Annotated in this window: 28 protein-coding genes and 1 pseudogene; 28 read left to right on the top strand and 1 reads right to left on the bottom strand. The window is 40.1% G+C overall.

The window, feature by feature from the left end; genetic code table 11:
• From JCM19033_RS24715 to JCM19033_RS00010, 27 genes and pseudogenes are all read left to right on the top strand, one after another.
• The gene (locus tag JCM19033_RS24715) at positions 1-198 is read left to right on the top strand and encodes a hypothetical protein (RefSeq protein ID WP_269757881.1); all 198 of its coding nucleotides are present in this window, start codon (positions 1-3) and stop codon (positions 196-198) included.
• The gene (locus JCM19033_RS00120; protein WP_304650817.1) at positions 156-1484 is read left to right on the top strand and encodes a phage portal protein; all 1329 of its coding nucleotides are present in this window, start codon (positions 156-158) and stop codon (positions 1482-1484) included. Before JCM19033_RS24715 ends, JCM19033_RS00120 begins: the two co-directional genes overlap by 43 nt.
• Positions 1484-2586 (top strand): annotated as a pseudogene (locus JCM19033_RS27830) (phage minor capsid protein). The gene JCM19033_RS00120 and the pseudogene JCM19033_RS27830 overlap by 1 nt, the downstream one beginning before the upstream one ends.
• Before the next feature lie 11 nt (positions 2587-2597).
• On the top strand, positions 2598-2774 hold the full coding sequence (locus JCM19033_RS22930; protein ID WP_157049666.1) for a hypothetical protein: 177 nt from the start codon (positions 2598-2600) through the stop codon (positions 2772-2774).
• A 104-nt stretch (positions 2775-2878) separates the two neighbouring features.
• A complete protein-coding gene (locus JCM19033_RS00110) occupies positions 2879-3289 on the top strand; it encodes a hypothetical protein (RefSeq protein WP_269757878.1) in 411 nt (136 codons plus the stop codon).
• The gene (locus tag JCM19033_RS24700) at positions 3286-3459 is read left to right on the top strand and encodes a hypothetical protein (protein WP_269757877.1); all 174 of its coding nucleotides are present in this window, start codon (positions 3286-3288) and stop codon (positions 3457-3459) included. Before JCM19033_RS00110 ends, JCM19033_RS24700 begins: the two co-directional genes overlap by 4 nt.
• Positions 3460-3528: 69 nt before the next feature.
• Positions 3529-4467, top strand: coding sequence for a capsid protein (locus JCM19033_RS00105; RefSeq protein WP_269757876.1), 939 nt, complete (start codon positions 3529-3531; stop codon positions 4465-4467).
• Positions 4468-4524: 57 nt separating this feature from the next.
• A complete protein-coding gene (locus JCM19033_RS00100) occupies positions 4525-4776 on the top strand; it encodes a hypothetical protein (protein WP_054634823.1) in 252 nt (83 codons plus the stop codon).
• 10 nt (positions 4777-4786) lie between these two features.
• Positions 4787-5206, top strand: coding sequence for a hypothetical protein (locus tag JCM19033_RS00095; RefSeq protein WP_157049665.1), 420 nt, complete (start codon positions 4787-4789; stop codon positions 5204-5206).
• Positions 5199-5537 (top strand): putative minor capsid protein, encoded by a 339-nt coding sequence (locus JCM19033_RS00090; protein ID WP_054634821.1) that lies wholly within the window; start codon positions 5199-5201, stop codon positions 5535-5537. The genes JCM19033_RS00095 and JCM19033_RS00090 overlap by 8 nt, the downstream gene beginning before the upstream one ends.
• The gene (locus tag JCM19033_RS00085; protein ID WP_054634820.1) at positions 5538-5888 is read left to right on the top strand and encodes a minor capsid protein; all 351 of its coding nucleotides are present in this window, start codon (positions 5538-5540) and stop codon (positions 5886-5888) included.
• Positions 5889-5899: 11 nt separating this feature from the next.
• Positions 5900-6298: a minor capsid protein gene (locus JCM19033_RS00080; RefSeq protein WP_054634819.1), complete on the top strand. Its 399-nt coding sequence runs from the start codon at positions 5900-5902 to the stop codon at positions 6296-6298.
• Positions 6299-6301: 3 nt separating this feature from the next.
• The gene (locus tag JCM19033_RS00075; RefSeq protein WP_054634818.1) at positions 6302-6784 is read left to right on the top strand and encodes a phage tail tube protein; all 483 of its coding nucleotides are present in this window, start codon (positions 6302-6304) and stop codon (positions 6782-6784) included.
• Positions 6785-6838: 54 nt separating this feature from the next.
• Positions 6839-7216, top strand: a complete 378-nt coding sequence (locus JCM19033_RS00070; RefSeq protein WP_054634817.1) for a DUF6673 family protein — start codon at positions 6839-6841, stop codon at positions 7214-7216.
• Between the two features lie 9 nt (positions 7217-7225).
• On the top strand, positions 7226-7861 hold the full coding sequence (locus JCM19033_RS00065) for a Gp15 family bacteriophage protein (protein ID WP_054634816.1): 636 nt from the start codon (positions 7226-7228) through the stop codon (positions 7859-7861).
• Positions 7858-9162 carry a phage tail tape measure protein gene (locus JCM19033_RS00060; protein ID WP_054634815.1) on the top strand — a complete coding sequence of 435 codons (1305 nt, stop codon included), beginning with the start codon at positions 7858-7860 and terminating at the stop codon, positions 9160-9162. The genes JCM19033_RS00065 and JCM19033_RS00060 overlap by 4 nt, the downstream gene beginning before the upstream one ends.
• A 43-nt stretch (positions 9163-9205) precedes the next feature.
• Positions 9206-9658, top strand: coding sequence for a hypothetical protein (locus JCM19033_RS00055; protein ID WP_157049664.1), 453 nt, complete (start codon positions 9206-9208; stop codon positions 9656-9658).
• Positions 9643-10476, top strand: coding sequence for an apolipoprotein A1/A4/E family protein (locus JCM19033_RS00050; RefSeq protein ID WP_198153361.1), 834 nt, complete (start codon positions 9643-9645; stop codon positions 10474-10476). The genes JCM19033_RS00055 and JCM19033_RS00050 overlap by 16 nt, the downstream gene beginning before the upstream one ends.
• Positions 10477-10517: 41 nt before the next feature.
• Positions 10518-10949: a hypothetical protein gene (locus tag JCM19033_RS00045; protein WP_054634812.1), complete on the top strand. Its 432-nt coding sequence runs from the start codon at positions 10518-10520 to the stop codon at positions 10947-10949.
• Positions 10949-11482 carry a distal tail protein Dit gene (locus JCM19033_RS00040; protein WP_054634811.1) on the top strand — a complete coding sequence of 178 codons (534 nt, stop codon included), beginning with the start codon at positions 10949-10951 and terminating at the stop codon, positions 11480-11482. Before JCM19033_RS00045 ends, JCM19033_RS00040 begins: the two co-directional genes overlap by 1 nt.
• Positions 11482-11745, top strand: coding sequence for a hypothetical protein (locus JCM19033_RS00035; protein ID WP_054634810.1), 264 nt, complete (start codon positions 11482-11484; stop codon positions 11743-11745). The genes JCM19033_RS00040 and JCM19033_RS00035 overlap by 1 nt, the downstream gene beginning before the upstream one ends.
• Positions 11688-12398, top strand: coding sequence for a hypothetical protein (locus JCM19033_RS00030; protein ID WP_054634809.1), 711 nt, complete (start codon positions 11688-11690; stop codon positions 12396-12398). Before JCM19033_RS00035 ends, JCM19033_RS00030 begins: the two co-directional genes overlap by 58 nt.
• Positions 12398-12619, top strand: coding sequence for a hypothetical protein (locus tag JCM19033_RS00025; protein ID WP_054634808.1), 222 nt, complete (start codon positions 12398-12400; stop codon positions 12617-12619). The genes JCM19033_RS00030 and JCM19033_RS00025 overlap by 1 nt, the downstream gene beginning before the upstream one ends.
• A complete protein-coding gene (locus tag JCM19033_RS00020) occupies positions 12567-15521 on the top strand; it encodes a phage tail spike protein (protein WP_083465184.1) in 2955 nt (984 codons plus the stop codon). Before JCM19033_RS00025 ends, JCM19033_RS00020 begins: the two co-directional genes overlap by 53 nt.
• 1 nt (position 15522) lies before the next feature.
• On the top strand, positions 15523-15681 hold the full coding sequence (locus tag JCM19033_RS22925; RefSeq protein ID WP_157049662.1) for a hypothetical protein: 159 nt from the start codon (positions 15523-15525) through the stop codon (positions 15679-15681).
• Between the two features lie 97 nt (positions 15682-15778).
• Complete coding sequence (locus tag JCM19033_RS00015) at positions 15779-16420, top strand: hypothetical protein (RefSeq protein ID WP_054634806.1); 642 nt, start codon at positions 15779-15781, stop codon at positions 16418-16420.
• Entirely contained in the window at positions 16408-16620 is a 213-nt protein-coding gene (locus JCM19033_RS00010) for a hypothetical protein (RefSeq protein ID WP_054634805.1), read from the top strand. The genes JCM19033_RS00015 and JCM19033_RS00010 overlap by 13 nt, the downstream gene beginning before the upstream one ends.
• A gap of 141 nt (positions 16621-16761) precedes the next feature.
• On the opposite strand, the gene JCM19033_RS00005 is transcribed toward JCM19033_RS00010, so the two are convergent.
• On the bottom strand, positions 16762-17085 hold the full coding sequence (locus JCM19033_RS00005) for a hypothetical protein (protein ID WP_157049661.1): 324 nt from the start codon (positions 17083-17085) through the stop codon (positions 16762-16764).
• A gap of 11 nt (positions 17086-17096) precedes the next feature.
• On the opposite strand from JCM19033_RS00005, the gene JCM19033_RS24695 reads away from it, so the two are divergent.
• On the top strand, positions 17097-17288 hold a 192-nt coding region (locus JCM19033_RS24695), incomplete at its 3' end, for a hypothetical protein (protein ID WP_269757875.1).

The raw sequence follows: 17288 nt of genomic DNA, 5'->3' as shown, positions 1-17288 counted from the left end.
ATGCAAAAGATTAGGGAGGTGATGTATCGAATGGGACTGATATCAAGCCTGGGTAAAGTGACACAGCGAAAAGAATCTATAGCAACTGACGAGTTTTATAACTATATAAGCATGTGGATGGCCCTCTATAAAGCTACTATAAAGAGTGGCATGACATTACCTATAAAACTGTTAACGGCCAAAAGAAACGCCGAATGAAATCCATGAAGATGCCTAAAGTGGTTTCTCAAGAAATGGCCAACCTGGTCTTTAATGAAAAATGCTCTATTTCCATTGGTAAAGAAGAGGAAGGCCAAAATGCTGACGAATTCCAAGAGAAGGTTTTGGATGTCTTAGAGAAAAATGCCTTTTATCAAAACTTCCAGAACTACTTAGAGTACATGTTTGCTATGGGTGGCATGTTCATCAAGGTCTATGTACAGGATCAACAAATAAAACTCTCTTATGTAACAGCAGACTGTTTTATTCCTATTGCTTACAACGGCAAAGAAATTACTGAAGGTATCTTTGTCAATGAATCGAGAAAAGGAGATAAATACTACACACTGCTTGAATGGCATGAATGGGATGGAGAAATCTACACCATTCATAATGAGCTCTATATGAGTGAAACAAAGGGTGAGGTAGGAATTAAAGTTCCCCTGGAAACTCTTTACCCAGAACTTGAGGAAAATGTGAGCATCACAGGCCTAAAGCGTTCCTTGTTTGTTGGATTTAAGCCTAACATAGCTAACAACATTGACATGAGTAGCAACCTTGGGGTTTCAATTTATGCTGATGCCTTGGATACAATGCATTCACTGGATGTTGCCTTTGATTCATTTGAAAGAGAATTTAGATTAGGGAAGAAAAGAATCACTGTTCCTACTTCTGCAATTAAAACAGTAGTTGATCCACAGACTGGTCACATGCACAGATACTTTGATGCTGACGATGAAGTCTATGAAGCATTCCACTTTGATAACGATGATACCGGGATCCAAGAGCACTCCTTAGACTTAAGAGTCGAAGAGCATATTTCTGCTATCAACAGCCTTTTGAATATCCAGGCTATGCAGACAGGATTCTCAGCAGGGGCTTTTACTTTTGATTCAGAAGGATTAAAGACTGCAACTGAAGTTGTCAGTGAGAATTCTAAAACCTATAGGACTAGATCAGGCCATATCACAATCATTGAAGAGGGATTAAAAGACCTTGTAGATGTGATTGCAGATGTGGCCTCTTTATATGGCATTTTTAGCCCGCCTGAAGGCATTGAGACAAAGGTAAACTTTGATGATTCCATTGCAGAGGATAGAGATACCAATGCAAAGCACTGGATCATGCTTGTTAATGCTGAGGTTGCTTCTAAACTTCAAGCCATTCAAAAGATTCATAAGGTGACTGAAGAAGACGCTCAGTCTATTCTTGAACAGATAAGTAAGGAAAAAGAGAGGGAGCAGCCACCCGATGACTATGATTTATTCCGTGGTGGTGGTGAGTAATGGTCAACAAAGAACGTCTGGAGCAACTCTCAAGTCCTGTGATTGAGATTTATAATGCAATGGAAGCTGATATGCTTGAAAACATTGCTAAAAGGTTGGCTGATGATAAGAGCCTCCTAGATAGTAATGTCACAGAGTGGCAGTTCCAAAAGCTCAACCAATTGAATGGCCTTAACAATGAAAATCTGCGCCTCGTAGCAAGACAAAGCGGTGTTTCTGAGAGGGAGATTAAGGAAGCATTAAGAAAAGCCGGATTTGAAGGAATAGAGGGCAATGAAGAGTACATGGAGGAAGCACTTAAAAATGGTGTGGATCTTACTCAGCCTCCTCCACTTGCAGAAGATAACGCTATATTGGATATTTTAAGAGCTTATCAAGACCAGGCAGAAGATACGTTGAACTTAGTGAACTCCACGATTCTGGACAGCTCTGAACAAGCTTATAGGAATATAGTTAATCGTTCTGTAGCTGAGTCACTAACTGGAGTCAAATCTTCTGAGCAAACAATTAGAGACAGTGTAAGGCATTATCCCGGGAAGGACTGCCGGCTTTACGAAAAAACGGTAGGAATTATTCTCCAGAGGGTTATGTGAGGATGCTTACAAGAACGCTCTCAAATAATGTGACAAATGAGATGCAAGAACAGCGCTTTGAAGAATGGGGTTGTAACTTAGTTGAAGTCTCGAGTCACGCAGGAGCTAGACCAAAGTGCGCACCCTATCAAGGTAAGATTTATAGTCGTAGTGGTGGGAATAGTCGCTTTCCTAACCTAGGATCAACAAGCTGGGGAGAACCAGACGGGTTATTCGGTATTAACTGTCACCACGTTAAATATCCGTACTTTCCCGGCTACTCTAAGAAACGATATCAACCGGTCTCTCAGAAAAAGAATGATAGAGCTTATGAAAATAGCCAGAAACAGCGAAAGATTGAGCGTGATATTCGTAAAGCAAAGACGGAAAAGCGCATGATGGAAGCTGCTAAAGATGAGGTAGGGATTGCAGCCGCTAATCAAAAGATTAGAGATAAGCAGGAACAAATGAGGAACTTTATTAAAGAAACTGGCCGAACGAGAAGAAGGGCAAATGAACAACTCTACTAGGAGGTGAGGACTTGGAGAAGAAACTTAAGCAATTAAATAAAACACTTTCTGAAATCAGTCGCTCTCTTAAAAGTATAGAGCGTAACCTTAACAAGGAAGAAAAAGAACCTAAGGAATGTTGTCTTGGTGTCGACGTAGTAGATATAGACGGATCTGAAGTAACATGGGCAAGTAAAGGAAATCTATAAGAGCTTAGCACTTAATGATGCTAGGCATTTTTTTATGCCCGTTATCTGTAGTGGGCCCTAAACAAAACAGAAGGACAATCACCCGAATTAGGGAGGAAATCAATATGTTTATTCCACAAAAAATCAAGCCTATTATACCTATGCGCCTTCAATATTTTGGAGGAGAAGAACCGCCAGAGGGCGGAGGAACAGAACCACCAGCTGGTGGAGAAAGCAAACAGCAAACGCAAGAACCAAATACTCCACCTGGTGGAGGGGAAGAAAAAACATTCAAACAAGAAGATGTTAATAATGTCGTTGCCAAAGAGACTAAAAAGGCACAAGAAAAGCTTCTAAAACAGCTTGGCATTGAGGACTTTGAAAATGCCAAGGAAGGCATGCAGAAGTTTAAAGAATGGCAAGATTCACAGAAAACAGAATCAGAGAAGCAACAGGAACGGTTAACTAATTTAGAGACAAGCTACAACACTACTAGCGAAGAAAATACTTCCTTAAAGCTCAAATTAGTGCCATGAAGAATGGTGTGAATGCTGACTCTGTTGAAGACGTTGTGACCCTTGCAAAGGGGATGGTGAATGATGAAGTCACCATGGATGATGCAATTACAAAAGTTATAGAGAAGTACCACATTTTAAAGGGGATCCGCAGGAAGAGAAAAAGCCTGCCTTTACAAATGGGAGCATAAGAAACAGTCAGTTACTGATTTAGATCACTGGAAACAAGCATTTAAATAAAATCCTGGAGGAAGATTACTATGACAAAACCAATGATTAAAATGAACTTGCAGCACTTTTCAGCAGGTCCCCTAAACTATGCAGAATTATATTCTCAAGCCCTGGAGCAAAAGTTCTCCCAAGGGTTATTTTTTACGGCTTTATACAACACTTCAAACAATTCTCGTATTCGCTGGGTGAACTCTAAGACTATTCAGATTCCGCGCATTGACGTCACTGGAATGGTGGATGTTAATCGTGATGAAGTTGGCGGATTCTCTCGTCAGGTAGAAAACGATTGGGAGCCTAAGAGCCTTGGTCATGATCGTGAATTCCGTACCCTGGTGGATCCGGTAGACGTGGATGAAACAAACATGGCTACTACCATTGCTAACATAACTAATGTCTTTAACGATGAGCAAAAGATTCCCGAAATGGATAAGTACATGGCTTCTAAGTTGTATTCAGAGTATCAGGAGTACGGTGGGGAAGCTGATAGAACTCAAGTTACAGTTTCAAATGCTTTGCAGATCTTTGATGAACTTATGGAAGAAATGGATGAAGCTGAAGTACCGCAAGAAGGAAGAATTTTATACGTTACACCGCCGGTCTATACTGCTCTTAAAAATGCAGAAAAAATTGATAGAAGCATCCAGGTAACAAACAATAATGGGTCTGTAAATCGCGGTGTTCGGTCTCTTGATGAGGTAAATGTCGTTAGAGTGCCATCTTCTCGTATGAAGACAGTTTATGACTTTACCAGAGGCGCTGTTGCTGATCCGTCTGCTGTTCAGATCAACATGATCTTGATTCACCCAAGAGCAATTATTGCTCCTCAGAAATATGACTTTGTTAATCTACAAGAGCCTTCAGCTGTTACTGGTGGTAAATATCTTTATTACGAGCGTAAATATTGGGATGTCTTTGCTATTGAACGAAAGGTTCCTGGTATGGCATTTAACGTGGAAGCTAGTGAGTAGAGGGAGCTACTAAAGGGCTCTCTCTTTTTATTTAAACAACTATAAAGGAGGCTAATCATGCCAAAAGTAAAAAAGGGGAACCGTACCCTTAAAGTATCTGACACATCTGTGGAGAATTACTTGAAACAGGGATACGACCAAATAGATGAAAAAGGTAAGATAGTTAAACGTGCAACAGGCGGAAAAACCATTGCCGCTGAAGAGTATAACAAGCTTTTAGATAAGCTAAATACATCTGAAGAAGAACAGTTTAAGTTAGAGGAAGACAATAAGAAGCTAAAAGCTGAGATTGCTAAGCTGAAGAAATAAAGGGGGCTAAATGATGCCTGCCTATATCGATAAAGATTACTACATTGAAGAATTTAAAGGTGCTTCCGTAGACGATGAAAAGGAATTGGAACGTATGATCAGAAGAGCTTCCGATATCATTGATCAAGTGACGGGCTACAAAGTTGCTAAGCAAGGAATTGAGAAACTCATACCTTTCCAGCAAGACCAAGTAAAAAAGGCTACAGCTGCACAAGTAGAATTTTTTGAATTGGAAGGCGGAGTGGAAGTTTCTACAGTGGGCGATTCTTTAAACAATGTGAATATAGGGAATTTCTCTTATGGAAAAGGAACACAAAATAATAGCGAGCGCTCAAAACAGAATGTAGTTTCGCAGGCGGTGATCCAGTATCTTAAGCCTACCGGCTTGCTTTATAGCGGCGTTTCAACTGTGGGTGATTATTATGCCTAAAGTCAGGCCAATTCCAAAGCGCCTCTTAATTCATTCAGTTAAGTATCAAGAACAGGGTGAAAGTGATGGATGGGACACTCAACCTGGTGAAGAATATACCATTGATAATGTCAGGGTCGAACCTGCCACCAGCTTTAACAGGGCAGCTAATCGAGAAGAAATAAGGGCTGAGCATATCTTATTTATTGATCGGAAACACTCATCTTACTTCCCTGATGCCAAAGAGCAGGATCATGTGACTTTTCAAGGGAAAGAGTTGAAGGTAGTTAAGGTAAATCCTCAATATGCTTTCGGTCCTGATCCACATCATTTGGAATTGGAGCTTGGGTAAATGATTAATTTTAAGACCACGTTACAGGTTGGGGGAATAGCGAAATTGATTAAAACATCTATTGAGGGTGGCCAAAAAGAATTAGATTCCCAAGTATTAAAGGACAGTAACTTTTATGCTCCACATGACCAAGGGGACTTAATTGAAAGTGGTGTTCGTAATTCAAAGCCAGGGGATGGAAAAATTATGTGGTCAACCCCCTATTCTAGAAGGTTGTATTACAACCCACAGTACAATTTCAGCAAAGATAGAAACCCAAATGCTTCAGGTCTGTGGTTTGAGAATGCCAAGTCTATGCATTTACCAAGTTGGCTTAAAATATCTCAGGATGCTATTAGAAGAGGGTTGTAGGAGGAGCATAGATGGACTTTTTAAATAGTGTTAAACAATATATAGAGCAAAAGATAAATTTATTTGGTGCTCCCATCGAAGTTGGCACCCTTTCTGCAGGGAACAGTGTAGCAATCAGACCGACTCCAGCAACCCCTCCTACAAAATATTTAACTGGAGGAAGAAATTATACCTACCAGTTTCAAATCCTAGTGCAGCACTCTGAGAATAGACTAGCTCATGATACATGCCAAGCCATTGAAAACTTAATTGATGGATTAACAAATGGAGCCATTAACTCAAGTGATGGCTCTTTTGTATTTAATTACTCAGATGTCTACACCACAACAAATTGGGTGGAAAGAACAAACGACGGTCCGATTTATACAGCCATTTTTCAGGCTGATCTTTATATTAAAAAGGAGGAATAGAAGATGGGAAAGTTTTATTTGCCGCTAAATTTGCAGCATTTTGCAGAGCAAGAAGAGGGTTTACTAGTACAGTCAAAGCACCGATTTGAAATTAATACTACGCCGGGTGAATCAGAGGCAACTTATGTCCGACTAGCAAAAGGGTTTAACTCTTTTGATCCTAATACAAATGAGGATGTGGATCAGGACCATTACTTGGATGGGGAAGGGTTTGCTACCTCTACAGTACTGGGAGCGCAACTCACTTTGTCCTTTTCTGGCCATCGTTACTTTGGTGACGAGGCTCAAGATTGGATTTACTCAAAGGCCATGTCAGTAGGAAATGATCGGGAAACGACTTTTAGGTGGACGCTGCCAAGTGGAGAAGTCTTTGAGGGCCCTATTACACTTGCTGAAATCACTGGACCAAGTGGGGATGCGAATGCTAAAGGAGAAATTTCTGTTGATATCCACTTTAACGGTAAGCCAGAATACACAGCTGCATAATTGATGAGAGGGCGTTAGCTCTCTCTTTTTTATTTATTTTAGGAGGCGATTAGAATGGCTAGAATTCAAATAGATTTAGATTTACCTTATGACGAGTTTGAGATTGCAGAGAAAGAATACCATGTTTACTTTGATGATAACAGCTTGGAGAAATATGAAAAAGAACTGGAGATATTGCATGCAGAGTGGAAGAAGAAAAAGGATCTTTCTAAATTGAATGCTAAGCAAAAAGAAGAATATAAGAAAGAACAAATGAAGAAAGTGGCTCGATTTATTGAAGCGTTCTTTGGTGAGGGGACCTTTGAAGAAATTTACGAGGCTACAGGGAAGTCAATGATTAACTTAGTTGCTGTAGTAGAAGCAGTATCTGATTGGCTAACAAAAAAATTAGGCAAAATCAAAATGGACCAAAAAGAATACTACACAAAGTAGTGATGACGCATGAAACTGACTGACCGTTTTGATGACAGGATAATATTCAAAGGGGATGTTCTTCACCTTGATATGGCCTTTGATAAAGTGCTTAGGTCATTTGAATTATGGGATGATGATAAGTTTACTGAGGTCGAGAAAATAGAAATATTTTTAGAAATGTTTGTCACAGAAAAAGAGAAAGTTAAAGGATTAGCTTACAAAGAAAAAGTGACTCTCTTTAACGAGGTTTTTGGTTCTTTTATTCTCAATGCCTCAGATAAGAAAGAACAAAGTAATCAAGGAGAAATATCTACTATACCTAACAAAAAAATATATGACATCAACAAGGACGCAGAGTATATCTATGCGTCTTTTTTATTTGACTACAATATCGATCTTTTTGAACAACAAGGAAAGTTACATTGGCGAAAGTTTCAAGCACTTCTTTCTAACTTGAGTGATAAAACCAAGTTCAAACAGGTTGTCTCCATACGAAAAGAAGAGATTCCGACCCAAACAAAATACAACCAGAAGGAACGGGAACGCTTGATTGAATTAAAGAGGATTTATCGCCTGGAAGGGGCTGAAACCATTCAAGAAATTGACGCTAAGTTTGATCATTTAGCTTCAATGCTTCGTCCATCGGGAGGTGAGAACAAATGAGTGACGGTCGTGTGGTCATAGATTCTTACCTTGACCCCAGTGGAGCTGAAGCAGGCTGGGCCCAGTTACAAGGGAAAATGGAATCAGGTGCACAGAAAGTCGGTAATATAGGGAAGACATTGACCCAAACTGTAACAGCACCGCTTGTAGCAGCAGGTACCGCGGCTTTTAAATTTAGCATGGATCAAGAAACTGCTTTTGCTAAGGTTTCTACTTTGTTAACTGGATCAGAGTCAGAAATGGAAGCCTACAAAAGAGCTATTAGAACAGCATCCAATGACATGGGAGTTTCATTTGATGAATACTCTGAAGCTGTTTACCAGTCTATTTCTGCAAATATTGACCAAGCAGAAGCAATAGGTTTTACGGAAAAAGCAGTAAGGTTAGCCAAAGGTGGTTTTACTGATACGGCTACTGCAGTTGATATCATGACTACTGCTATAAACGCGTATGGGTTAGAGGCGGAAGATGCTGACCATGTTACTGATGTTTTAATCAACACCCAGAACCAAGGTAAAACCACGGTTGACGAGCTAGCTGCTTCCATGGGGAAAGTTATCCCTGTAGCTGAAATGAACAACGTTTCATTAGAACAATTGTCCACTGGGTACGCTGTTTTAACGAGGAATGGTATTTCGACAGCTGAAGCAGGAACATATTTACGAGCCATGTTTGATGAACTTGGAAAATCAGGTTCAGATGTAGATGACATTCTACGTGAGAGAACAGGGAAATCATTTGCGGAATTACAAGCAGAAGGATATAACACAGCCGATGTTCTAGGAATTCTCCAAGAAGAAGCTGATGAGACTGGACTTACCGTAACTGATTTTTTCGGATCCACTCAAGCTGGAACAGCTGCCATGACTCTACTAAGCGGTGAGGGAAAAGAGTTTAACGAAATCCTTGAGTCGATGGGGGAAGCTACAGGTTCAACAGAAGCTGCCTTTGATAAGATGAATGAAACAGCTGAGCAAAAGCTTTTTAACGCTCTTAATAGAGTGAGGAATGTTTTAGCTGAGTTAGGAGATATCTTTCTTCCATTGGTAGCTGATGCAGCTGATTGGGCAAGCCAAGTGATAGAAGAATTATCAACTCGTTTTTTTACTCTAGATGAAGATACACAAAGAACGACTGTAGCGATTGCAGCCGCAGCAGCAGCAATTGGTCCTTTGTTGATGACTGTCCCTCTTCTTGCTAAAGCTGTAGGATTATTAGGGACAGGTTTTAGTATGCTCTTTTCTCCTATAGGAACGGTGGTTAGGGTAGTGGCTTCGTTAGCAACTGGAGCAACTACTTAGTGGCGTTTTGGCAGCCCTAACAGGCCCAATAGGTTTAGTGGTTGTGGCAGTCGCAGGTCTTATTGCCATAGGTGTTCAACTGTATCGAAACTGGGACACCATGAAAGAACGTTTTGAGATTGCCTTTAGCGCTTTTCAACCACTGATCGAGACAACAAAGGCTGCGTTTCAAAATTTACTTGATTCGCTTAACCCAATATGGGATAGCTTGAAGCAACTATTTGAAAGTATACTTCCTATCCTTACTGCGGTTGGAGTGATTGTGGTAAGTGTGGTTGTTTCTGCATTTGGGCTGGCTATTTCAATTTTTAATGCAACCGTTTCAGCCATAGGCCCTCTCATTAATGCGTTTGTAAACATGGTCGATTTTGTAGTCAATGTTTTCATGGTGATTATCTCAATTATCACCTTAGACTTTGCCAGTGCTCTAGAATACTGGGAAAGAGCTACAGAAAATGCCATCCAGTTCTTCCTCAGTTTATGGGATGGGTCGTGAACTTCTTTTCGACTTTCATCAACACCATTGTTGACTTCTTTTACGGACTGTATATGACACTGGTAGGTAATTCAATCATACCTGACATGGTAAATGCCATAGTTCAATGGTTTAGGGACATGTGGACTTGGTTGGTTGAGCTCGTTCAAAACATAGTTAACGGAGTACGTGAGCGATTCCAAAACATGGCTGAAGCAGTGCAGACACAGGTTCAGCGAATGAGAGAGCGGATTACTCAAGTGTGGACAGCAATTCGAGTCTTTTTCAGTGAAATCCTTTCAAATATTATTTCCAATGTGCGTGAACGGTTTCAAAATATGGTTGAAACCATTCAAACACGGGCTCAAAATTCATATGATAGAATTCGGAAAATTTGGAGCTCGATCAAAAATTTCTTCACTCAAACCCTGTCTGAAATTCTCAGTAATTTGCGCCAAAGATTTCAAGATATGGTCAACTCAGTCCGTGATCGGCTAAATGATGCGAAAAATCGGGTTAACCAAATTTGGAGTGAAATAAAATCCTTCTTCACTCAAACTCTTTCTAATATACTCAACAACCTACGTCAGCGCTTCCAAGACATGGCTAACTCTGTTCGAGATCGGACCAACGATGCCAAATCACGTATCACTGAAATTTGGAGCGAAATAAAATCGTTTTTTACTGAAACCCTATCTGATCTGTGGAACACGGTGAGGGAAAAGTTTCAAGACATAGTTGACTCTGTACGCGATCGGATGAACGACGTAAAGGACACAGCTATTGATATTTGGAATGAAGTTCAATCCTTTTTGAGGGGATTGATCTTTATCAAATAGGCAGAGATATTATTCAAGGGTTGTGGCGTGGTATAAGCGGTATGGCCGGCACGTTAAAGAGAAACGTTTCTAAATTCATAGACGATAATATCCCTGGTCCAGTCAAAAAAGTACTAGGCATAAACTCTCCCAGTAAGCTGATGGAAGAGGAAGTCGGGGAACCTGTGGGTGAAGGTACTGAAATAGGGATAGATAACAAGTACAAAGATATAGCAGCTGCTGCTAAGAGAATGGCTTCTGCAGCTATCCCTAAAATAGAAGAGCCAGCTATTCCAGCTTTTGCTGTTGCTGGTCCTCCTACTAATGATCAGGGTACGAATGAACCTCATAATTATCGCAACAACAGAGAACAACCAGTAACAGCGATTTTCCAAATAAATGATCGAGAATTTGCTAGAGCAACAGCCTATGCAAGTGAAGAAGAAAAGCAAAGAAGAGAAAAATTAGAGAGTAGAGCAGGTGGTGATTTCTAATGATCAAGTTTAACAATCATAATTTATTAGATATATTTGATAAGATCAAAGCGATTCGCCGGGATGTCCTGCCTCCTCGAACCATGAAAACTCTTGAAGTACCAAATCGGGATGGGTCACACCTTTTCAGTGTAAGAAATGAATCTCGTTTTGTTGAAGTTGATGTAATGATTAAAGACAAAACCTTCGAGAAATTGAGGGATCGTTTAGAAGTGGCAGCTGGTAAGCTTAGAACTGAGAAGGTCGCCCCTTTAGAAATCTTTGATGAACCAAATCGTTTACGTTATGCCATTTTAGTGGATCAGACGCCTATTGATGAGATTAATAAGCAAGGGAAAATTACTCTCGTGTTCTTTATGCCGGATCCAGTCAAGTTTGGAGAGCAGAAGAGTATAAGACTGGACCAAAAAGGCATGATGTCTAATCTTTTGGCTGAGAGTCAGGGGCTATTACCATTATTAACAGTGGAACAGCTCCTGCCTTTCCTAAATATATTTGCACCTTTGATGAGCCGGCAACCTTTTTATCCTTAGTGACTCCAGATAAATATTTAATGCTTGGCTATCCCGTGGATGTTGATTCTATCCAGTTTGAGCCAGAAGAAATAGTTATGGATAATACCATGTCTACGTTGGTAGGGTGGACTGAAGGTGTTCAAGTGGACGGGGGAACAATTCAGGGGGAAATGGCTAGTGAAGGTTCTTCTTTTGTTGCAAAGGAATATGGGGATGGAAACAGGTGGCATGGGCCGGCAAGAAAAACAAGTCTACCAGAAGCCTCCAGGACTTTGAGATAGAAGCAGAAATCGAGTTATTAAACCGACAAGCTCAGGTAGGTCGAGTAGAAATTTATTTGCTGGATGTAAACAATGAAATGATAGGAAAAATGGCCATGAAAGATGCTTGGGCAAACACTACCCAAAATAGAGGAGAAATGAGGCTGGGGCCCTTTGATAATGATGAATACTTCATTGTTCACCCTGACTATGCCGGTGCATGGAATGACTTTAAAGGGATTTTACGACTAACAAGGGTAGGAAATCGCTGGAGAGCTTATATAGCAAAAGTTAATGAAGACGGAACACACCATGCTCGTCATACATCCCCTTATTATGTGGACTTAGAAGAAAAATACATGGATAGGCTAGCTCAAGTGCAAGTGCACTTGGGAACCTCTGGAGAGTATGAACCGGCGACAAAAAGAGTAAGTAGGATTAAAGTAAAAAAGATAAATCAACCTGGGTCACAAGAAATACCTTATATAGCCCATCCGGGTGACGTAATAGAAATTGATACTCATACACACAGAATTAATAAAAATGGTGAACCACAGCAATGGCTATGGGATCCGGCCGGTGATTGGATTCCTCTAAAACCCGGAAAAACAGAACTTGCTGTGCATCCGCAAACAGTAAGGGTCAAGGCATCATATCAAAGTAGGTGGTATTAATGATTTTAGTTCTAGATCGAAATAAAGTAATTCGTTCAGAGTTATCTAATGATGCTCCTGGAACAGCCGTTTACTTTGATGATGATCACCACAGCATGGAAAAAAACGGGTATGCCACATATGAATTTAGTTGTGTGGCTCATCACGAAGCCGTAGTTTACTTGGAGAATGAAGGATACGTCTCTATTAAAGATTCAGATGGAAGCAGGTTTGCTTTTTAAAGTAAAAGAAATAGAGAATGACCATAAAGATGGTCAAGCAATTAAACGGGTGTTTACAGAGAATGCTGCAGTAGGAGAGATTGGCACTGGTCGTGTCATTATGCCTTCTACTTTATCAGGAACAGTGGTTAATGCAGCGACTGATTATATATTAGATGGTACTGGGTGGGTCAGAGGCGTTACTGAATTTGCAGGCTCTAGAACCATTCATTTTGAAGAGCCTCAAAATGCCTTGAAAGCACTCCATCACATGAAAAGTATATTTGGTTTGAAGGTGAGATTCCGGGTTCAATTTATAGGTTCTAGAGTGGCGTACCAACTAGTTGATCTTGTCCAATCGCTGGGTGAAGAAACAGGTCAAGTGGTTGAGTTAGGCCATGATTTGAAAGGAATAAGAAGAATTGAAAATACACAAAACCTTTACACTGCCCTTTATGGTTATGCTACGGATAATGATGGGGAGATAATTACATTTGAAAGTGTAGAATGGCGTGTGTCTCGTGGTGATCCAGTTGATAAACCAATAGGGCAGGCTTGGGTGGGGGATCCTGATGCCCTCCAAAGGTGGAAAGATGACGGTAAGCATATCTTTGGAGAGTTTTCCATTGAGTCTGAAGAAGAGGAACAATCTAATCAGCTAGAAGAAATCACTCCTGAAGAAGTACTGCAGCAAACATGGGATGAACTGCAAGATAGAATTAATGCAGTCATCACATATGAAGTTGAATCCTCATTTTTAGAAAAGCTACCAGGCTATGATCATATGAGGAGAAAAATAGGAGATGCGTTGATTATTAAAGACACTTCTTTCTCGCCACCTTTAACTTTAGAAGCTCGTATTATAGAGTTGCATAGATCACAGACAGATGCAAAACAAGGTCAGCATGTCTTTGGCGATTATAGAGAAGTCTTTTTACACCAGCCTCCTTTTATAAAACGAATACAAGACCGTTTACGACGGCAAGGAAACTTAATTAGCGGTAAAGCAACTGTTCATCAGGGGCCTGAACCACCTGAAGATAAAAGTAAACTTTGGATGGATACCTCTAGAAGGCCTCATATCTGGAAGCGGTGGGATGAGGAAACAGGAGAATGGGTAAAGGCAACTCCTACACAAGCTTTTGAAGTGGACGCTTATAATAGAAATGAAGTGGATGACCGGACTTCTCAAGCCAAACAGGATGCGATGACCTATGCTGAAGAAATTCTTTATGCAGCTGAACTTGAAATTGATTATGCCTTAGGAGACTTGGGACAAACACAGCAAGATATTATAGCAACAGTAGAAAGTTTAGAAACAGCCCAGGGAAATATCTCCTCTGCTGTTAGTGATTTAGAAAGTGCTCAATCAAGTATAGAAAATACTATCTCAAACATTGAACAGGCACAAAGCTCTTTAGAACAAACCGTACAAAACGGTAAGGAAATTTGGGATAAAGCGGATAACTTTAACCCTGATGGCACTCTAGACACAAGTAAGCTAGAGGGAAAAGTGGATATAGAACAGCTTACCGTGGGCACTCTGTTAGGTTATACCTTTGAGAGTGGATTGATCAGGTCCACTACCTTGGAATCTGTAGATGGTACGTTTACCGGTTCGTTAAGTGCAGCTACAGGAACATTTTCAGGTCAACTTTTAGCGGCTAGTGGTACGTTTACTGGTGATTTAGAAGCTTCAGGAGGCACTTTTGCTGGTACATTACAAGCTGTTGATGGGGAATTCACAGGAGAACTAAAAGCTGCAACAGGCACTTTTACCGGAGAATTACAAGCTGCGAATGGTGTCTTCACTGGAAATTTGGAGGCAGCTGGAGGTACTTTTGCTGGTAAGCTTCAGGCAGTGGATGGTGATTTTACTGGAACTCTTCAAGGCGTGAATGGCACCTTTGTAGGGGAGTTGATAGCTGCAAGTGGCACATTTACTGGTGAGCTAGTAGCAGCCAGTGGTACGTTCGCTGGTACTCTTGAAGGGGCCACGATTAAAACAAGTCGCTTTGAATCTTTGGAAGGGGATGAAATTTATTTTGGTTCGAGGGATGCATGGGAAGGACGTATCGATTGGACAGGGAGCCGACTGAGATTTCAACGTTCTCCTGAGAACTATATTAGCATTAGTGATTACGGGGAATTTGCAGTATGGACCCATGGGTCTCGCTTTGCTCGTTTTGAACCTGTTGATCAAGACGGTTATACTCACGGTTTAATGAGATTAGGTGCAGCCACTTTAAAAGGATTAGGCTCCCAAGATGGGATTCAATCAAGAAACTGGAACGATGACGGTTATGCTGGCTTTACCGCTTCTCATTACAATGTCCACAACGGATATATTCAGATGTTTAACAACAAAACTATTCGTGGATATAATAGCGGGCATTTGGAACTGGAAAATGACGGTGGATTGATTCAGATCCGTCCTAGGCTGATGAGATTTTATCTTGATGCTACCAGTCAGTACGCGACACTATATAATCCAGAGCAAAATCACATCCAAATGAACCTAGCCAATAATGGGATTAAAGGTTTGGACAGTACCCACGGTGTGCAGGTGAGGAATGTGGGGGATACATCTTTCAGGGCCATTACAGCTAGTGCTTTCAATGAAGGGTCTCGTAGGGAATTTAAAGAGAATATCGCATTCTTTGATGACAACGCTCTTGATATGATTTTGAACTTACCAATTTACTCTTATGACATGATTGATAGTGAAGAAGATAGAAAGATCGGGCCTTTGTTCGAACAAAGTCCATATTGTATTAAACAAATGGGAAATAGCATCCACCAGCAATCTTATACGAGCTTGGCCATCAAGGGAATACAAGAGCAACAAGAGGCCATTGATTGGTATTTAGATCTTATAGTTAATCTTACGGAAAGAATTGAGGCATTAGAGGAGGCAGCTTGAAATGGAAAAGATAAATATGAGTTATGCTATGGGAGCTCTAAGCACCGACATAACCAGGCTTTCAGAAGAAAAGGCTATGGCCGTTGCTGGCCAGATGACAATGCAAGAAGAAATAAAAAAGCTGGTCTTGGAAAACGACGAAACTAAAAGGAAAAACTAAAAAAAGTTTGAAAATGAAAGAAAAAAGAAAATAAAAACACACAAGCCGAACCTAAAAAGAAATAGGTTCTTTTTTATACGAAAAAGGGGGAAAAACAATGGCTTTTGAATTACCTAAAGATAGACAGGGTTGGTCTACACCAGTAAGGGATAATCCTCAAGACAGTGGAGATCCCAAAAAGAATTTCCATTCACCAGTAATTATATACGGCCCTGATGGGGTAACACCTATAAGCTCTGAAAATCGCTTGCCGGTGGAAGTAAAGAATGATGAAAATGACCCACTATATATGAAACTAACAGACAGAAGAGTTGAAGAAGTAGTGCCTTTTAAAAGAGAGATTAGAAAAGAAAACACGGATTCTTCAAGTTTGTTAACACCTGCAGGAGTCACTGGTGCCATTATTGAACATATTGTCTATGGGGTAACAGGGACTTTTGACGAAAACGAGGGACACAGTTTAAGGTGCACTCTGTCAGGTAGTAGATCGCTTATAGACACTTTTTTAGATGTGGTAACACACCGAAAAAGTGTAAATTCAGGAAATGATCACACTACTGTTATGATAAACCCTAATTTGGAACAAGATTTAGAAGCCGAGAAAGTAATACCAGCAGGAAGGTTATACAGGGTGAATGCTTTGCCTGGTCCTAGGCTAAGGTTACAAATACGAATTAACGGAACATTTGAAGAAAATGAGGGTTTAGACAGTGAGGTGAAAATTACATGGCTATTCTAAATTTTGGAAGGTTGGCCGCGGAAGGAAAGACAGTCATTTATAAAGAAACAAAAACTAACGAACAGCCAGAGGGTTGGGAGTACTGGGGAAAACGTACAACAACTGATGAAGTGCTTTTTGTGTGGCGAAAAATTGTTCCTTTTGAAGAGGCAGAGCAGTATGACTTGAATAATGAAAGACTTAAGCTTAAGTTAAGCTAGGACAAGAACTATTTATTCTCGTCCAAAGCATTTTTTAACTCTGCTACATGTGTTACTAACTTCTCTCGATTTGTTAAATAAGAGCCTATTTTATCAGGGAAGTTCTCCTCACTTCTAATGGTATTTAATAATTCAAAGTCTTCATCTTTTAAGGTTGGATAAGCTTTTTTTTAAAATTTCTATATCACAGCCAGTGATTATTCCGTAAAATAGGGGGATGTAATATTTATAATCTAATATGCCAAATTTCTCTAAGAACCTTTCTTCAATGAGGGTATCTAAATATGAAGAGGATTTGGTGAGTTTTAAATAGGTATTAAATGTTTGGTCAAGAAGATCTATTTCTTTTTTAAATCGACCCTCTCCTATATTATGAATCCAGTAATTTATTGGATGACTTCTTATAAGTTCTATTGCCTTAATAATGTTCGTAGGTAAAAACTCACTACCTGATTTAGCAAGCAATAAAGCATCCGATGAATCAAGAATTAAACGTAGTTCGAGAAAAAACTTACTGGCCTCGTATTCCAACTGATTTTTGGATTTGTTTTTTATTGTTTTTATTTTGTAACCAAGACACAATGATACCTACAAATATTCCAGTAAAAACACCTGACAACACGCCAGAAAAAAAGATTTGCCCAAAAGGCGATATTATAATCAACAAA

Source organism: Thalassobacillus sp. C254, from assembly GCF_001310615.1.
The sequence above is the reverse complement of the archived record's forward strand: the minus strand, read 5'-3'. Positions and strand labels throughout refer to the sequence as shown.

What these genes read in the sequence shown, in the direction of transcription:
- JCM19033_RS24715 (WP_269757881.1), top strand. Translation starts at nt 1, where the DNA reads ATGCAAAAGATTAGGGAGGTGATGTATCGAATGGGACTGATATCAAGC.
- JCM19033_RS00110 (WP_269757878.1), top strand. Translation starts at nt 2,879, where the DNA reads ATGTTTATTCCACAAAAAATCAAGCCTATTATACCTATGCGCCTTCAA.
- JCM19033_RS24700 (WP_269757877.1), top strand. Translation starts at nt 3,286, where the DNA reads ATGAAGAATGGTGTGAATGCTGACTCTGTTGAAGACGTTGTGACCCTT.
- JCM19033_RS00105 (WP_269757876.1), top strand. Translation starts at nt 3,529, where the DNA reads ATGACAAAACCAATGATTAAAATGAACTTGCAGCACTTTTCAGCAGGT.
- JCM19033_RS00100 (WP_054634823.1), top strand. Translation starts at nt 4,525, where the DNA reads ATGCCAAAAGTAAAAAAGGGGAACCGTACCCTTAAAGTATCTGACACA.
- JCM19033_RS00095 (WP_157049665.1), top strand. Translation starts at nt 4,787, where the DNA reads ATGATGCCTGCCTATATCGATAAAGATTACTACATTGAAGAATTTAAA.
- JCM19033_RS00090 (WP_054634821.1), top strand. Translation starts at nt 5,199, where the DNA reads ATGCCTAAAGTCAGGCCAATTCCAAAGCGCCTCTTAATTCATTCAGTT.
- JCM19033_RS00085 (WP_054634820.1), top strand. Translation starts at nt 5,538, where the DNA reads ATGATTAATTTTAAGACCACGTTACAGGTTGGGGGAATAGCGAAATTG.
- JCM19033_RS00080 (WP_054634819.1), top strand. Translation starts at nt 5,900, where the DNA reads ATGGACTTTTTAAATAGTGTTAAACAATATATAGAGCAAAAGATAAAT.
- JCM19033_RS00075 (WP_054634818.1), top strand. Translation starts at nt 6,302, where the DNA reads ATGGGAAAGTTTTATTTGCCGCTAAATTTGCAGCATTTTGCAGAGCAA.
- JCM19033_RS00070 (WP_054634817.1), top strand. Translation starts at nt 6,839, where the DNA reads ATGGCTAGAATTCAAATAGATTTAGATTTACCTTATGACGAGTTTGAG.
- JCM19033_RS00065 (WP_054634816.1), top strand. Translation starts at nt 7,226, where the DNA reads ATGAAACTGACTGACCGTTTTGATGACAGGATAATATTCAAAGGGGAT.
- JCM19033_RS00060 (WP_054634815.1), top strand. Translation starts at nt 7,858, where the DNA reads ATGAGTGACGGTCGTGTGGTCATAGATTCTTACCTTGACCCCAGTGGA.
- JCM19033_RS00050 (WP_198153361.1), top strand. Translation starts at nt 9,643, where the DNA reads ATGGGATGGGTCGTGAACTTCTTTTCGACTTTCATCAACACCATTGTT.
- JCM19033_RS00045 (WP_054634812.1), top strand. Translation starts at nt 10,518, where the DNA reads ATGGCCGGCACGTTAAAGAGAAACGTTTCTAAATTCATAGACGATAAT.
- JCM19033_RS00040 (WP_054634811.1), top strand. Translation starts at nt 10,949, where the DNA reads ATGATCAAGTTTAACAATCATAATTTATTAGATATATTTGATAAGATC.
- JCM19033_RS00025 (WP_054634808.1), top strand. Translation starts at nt 12,398, where the DNA reads ATGATTTTAGTTCTAGATCGAAATAAAGTAATTCGTTCAGAGTTATCT.
- JCM19033_RS00020 (WP_083465184.1), top strand. Translation starts at nt 12,567, where the DNA reads ATGAAGGATACGTCTCTATTAAAGATTCAGATGGAAGCAGGTTTGCTT.
- JCM19033_RS22925 (WP_157049662.1), top strand. Translation starts at nt 15,523, where the DNA reads ATGGAAAAGATAAATATGAGTTATGCTATGGGAGCTCTAAGCACCGAC.
- JCM19033_RS00015 (WP_054634806.1), top strand. Translation starts at nt 15,779, where the DNA reads ATGGCTTTTGAATTACCTAAAGATAGACAGGGTTGGTCTACACCAGTA.
- JCM19033_RS00010 (WP_054634805.1), top strand. Translation starts at nt 16,408, where the DNA reads ATGGCTATTCTAAATTTTGGAAGGTTGGCCGCGGAAGGAAAGACAGTC.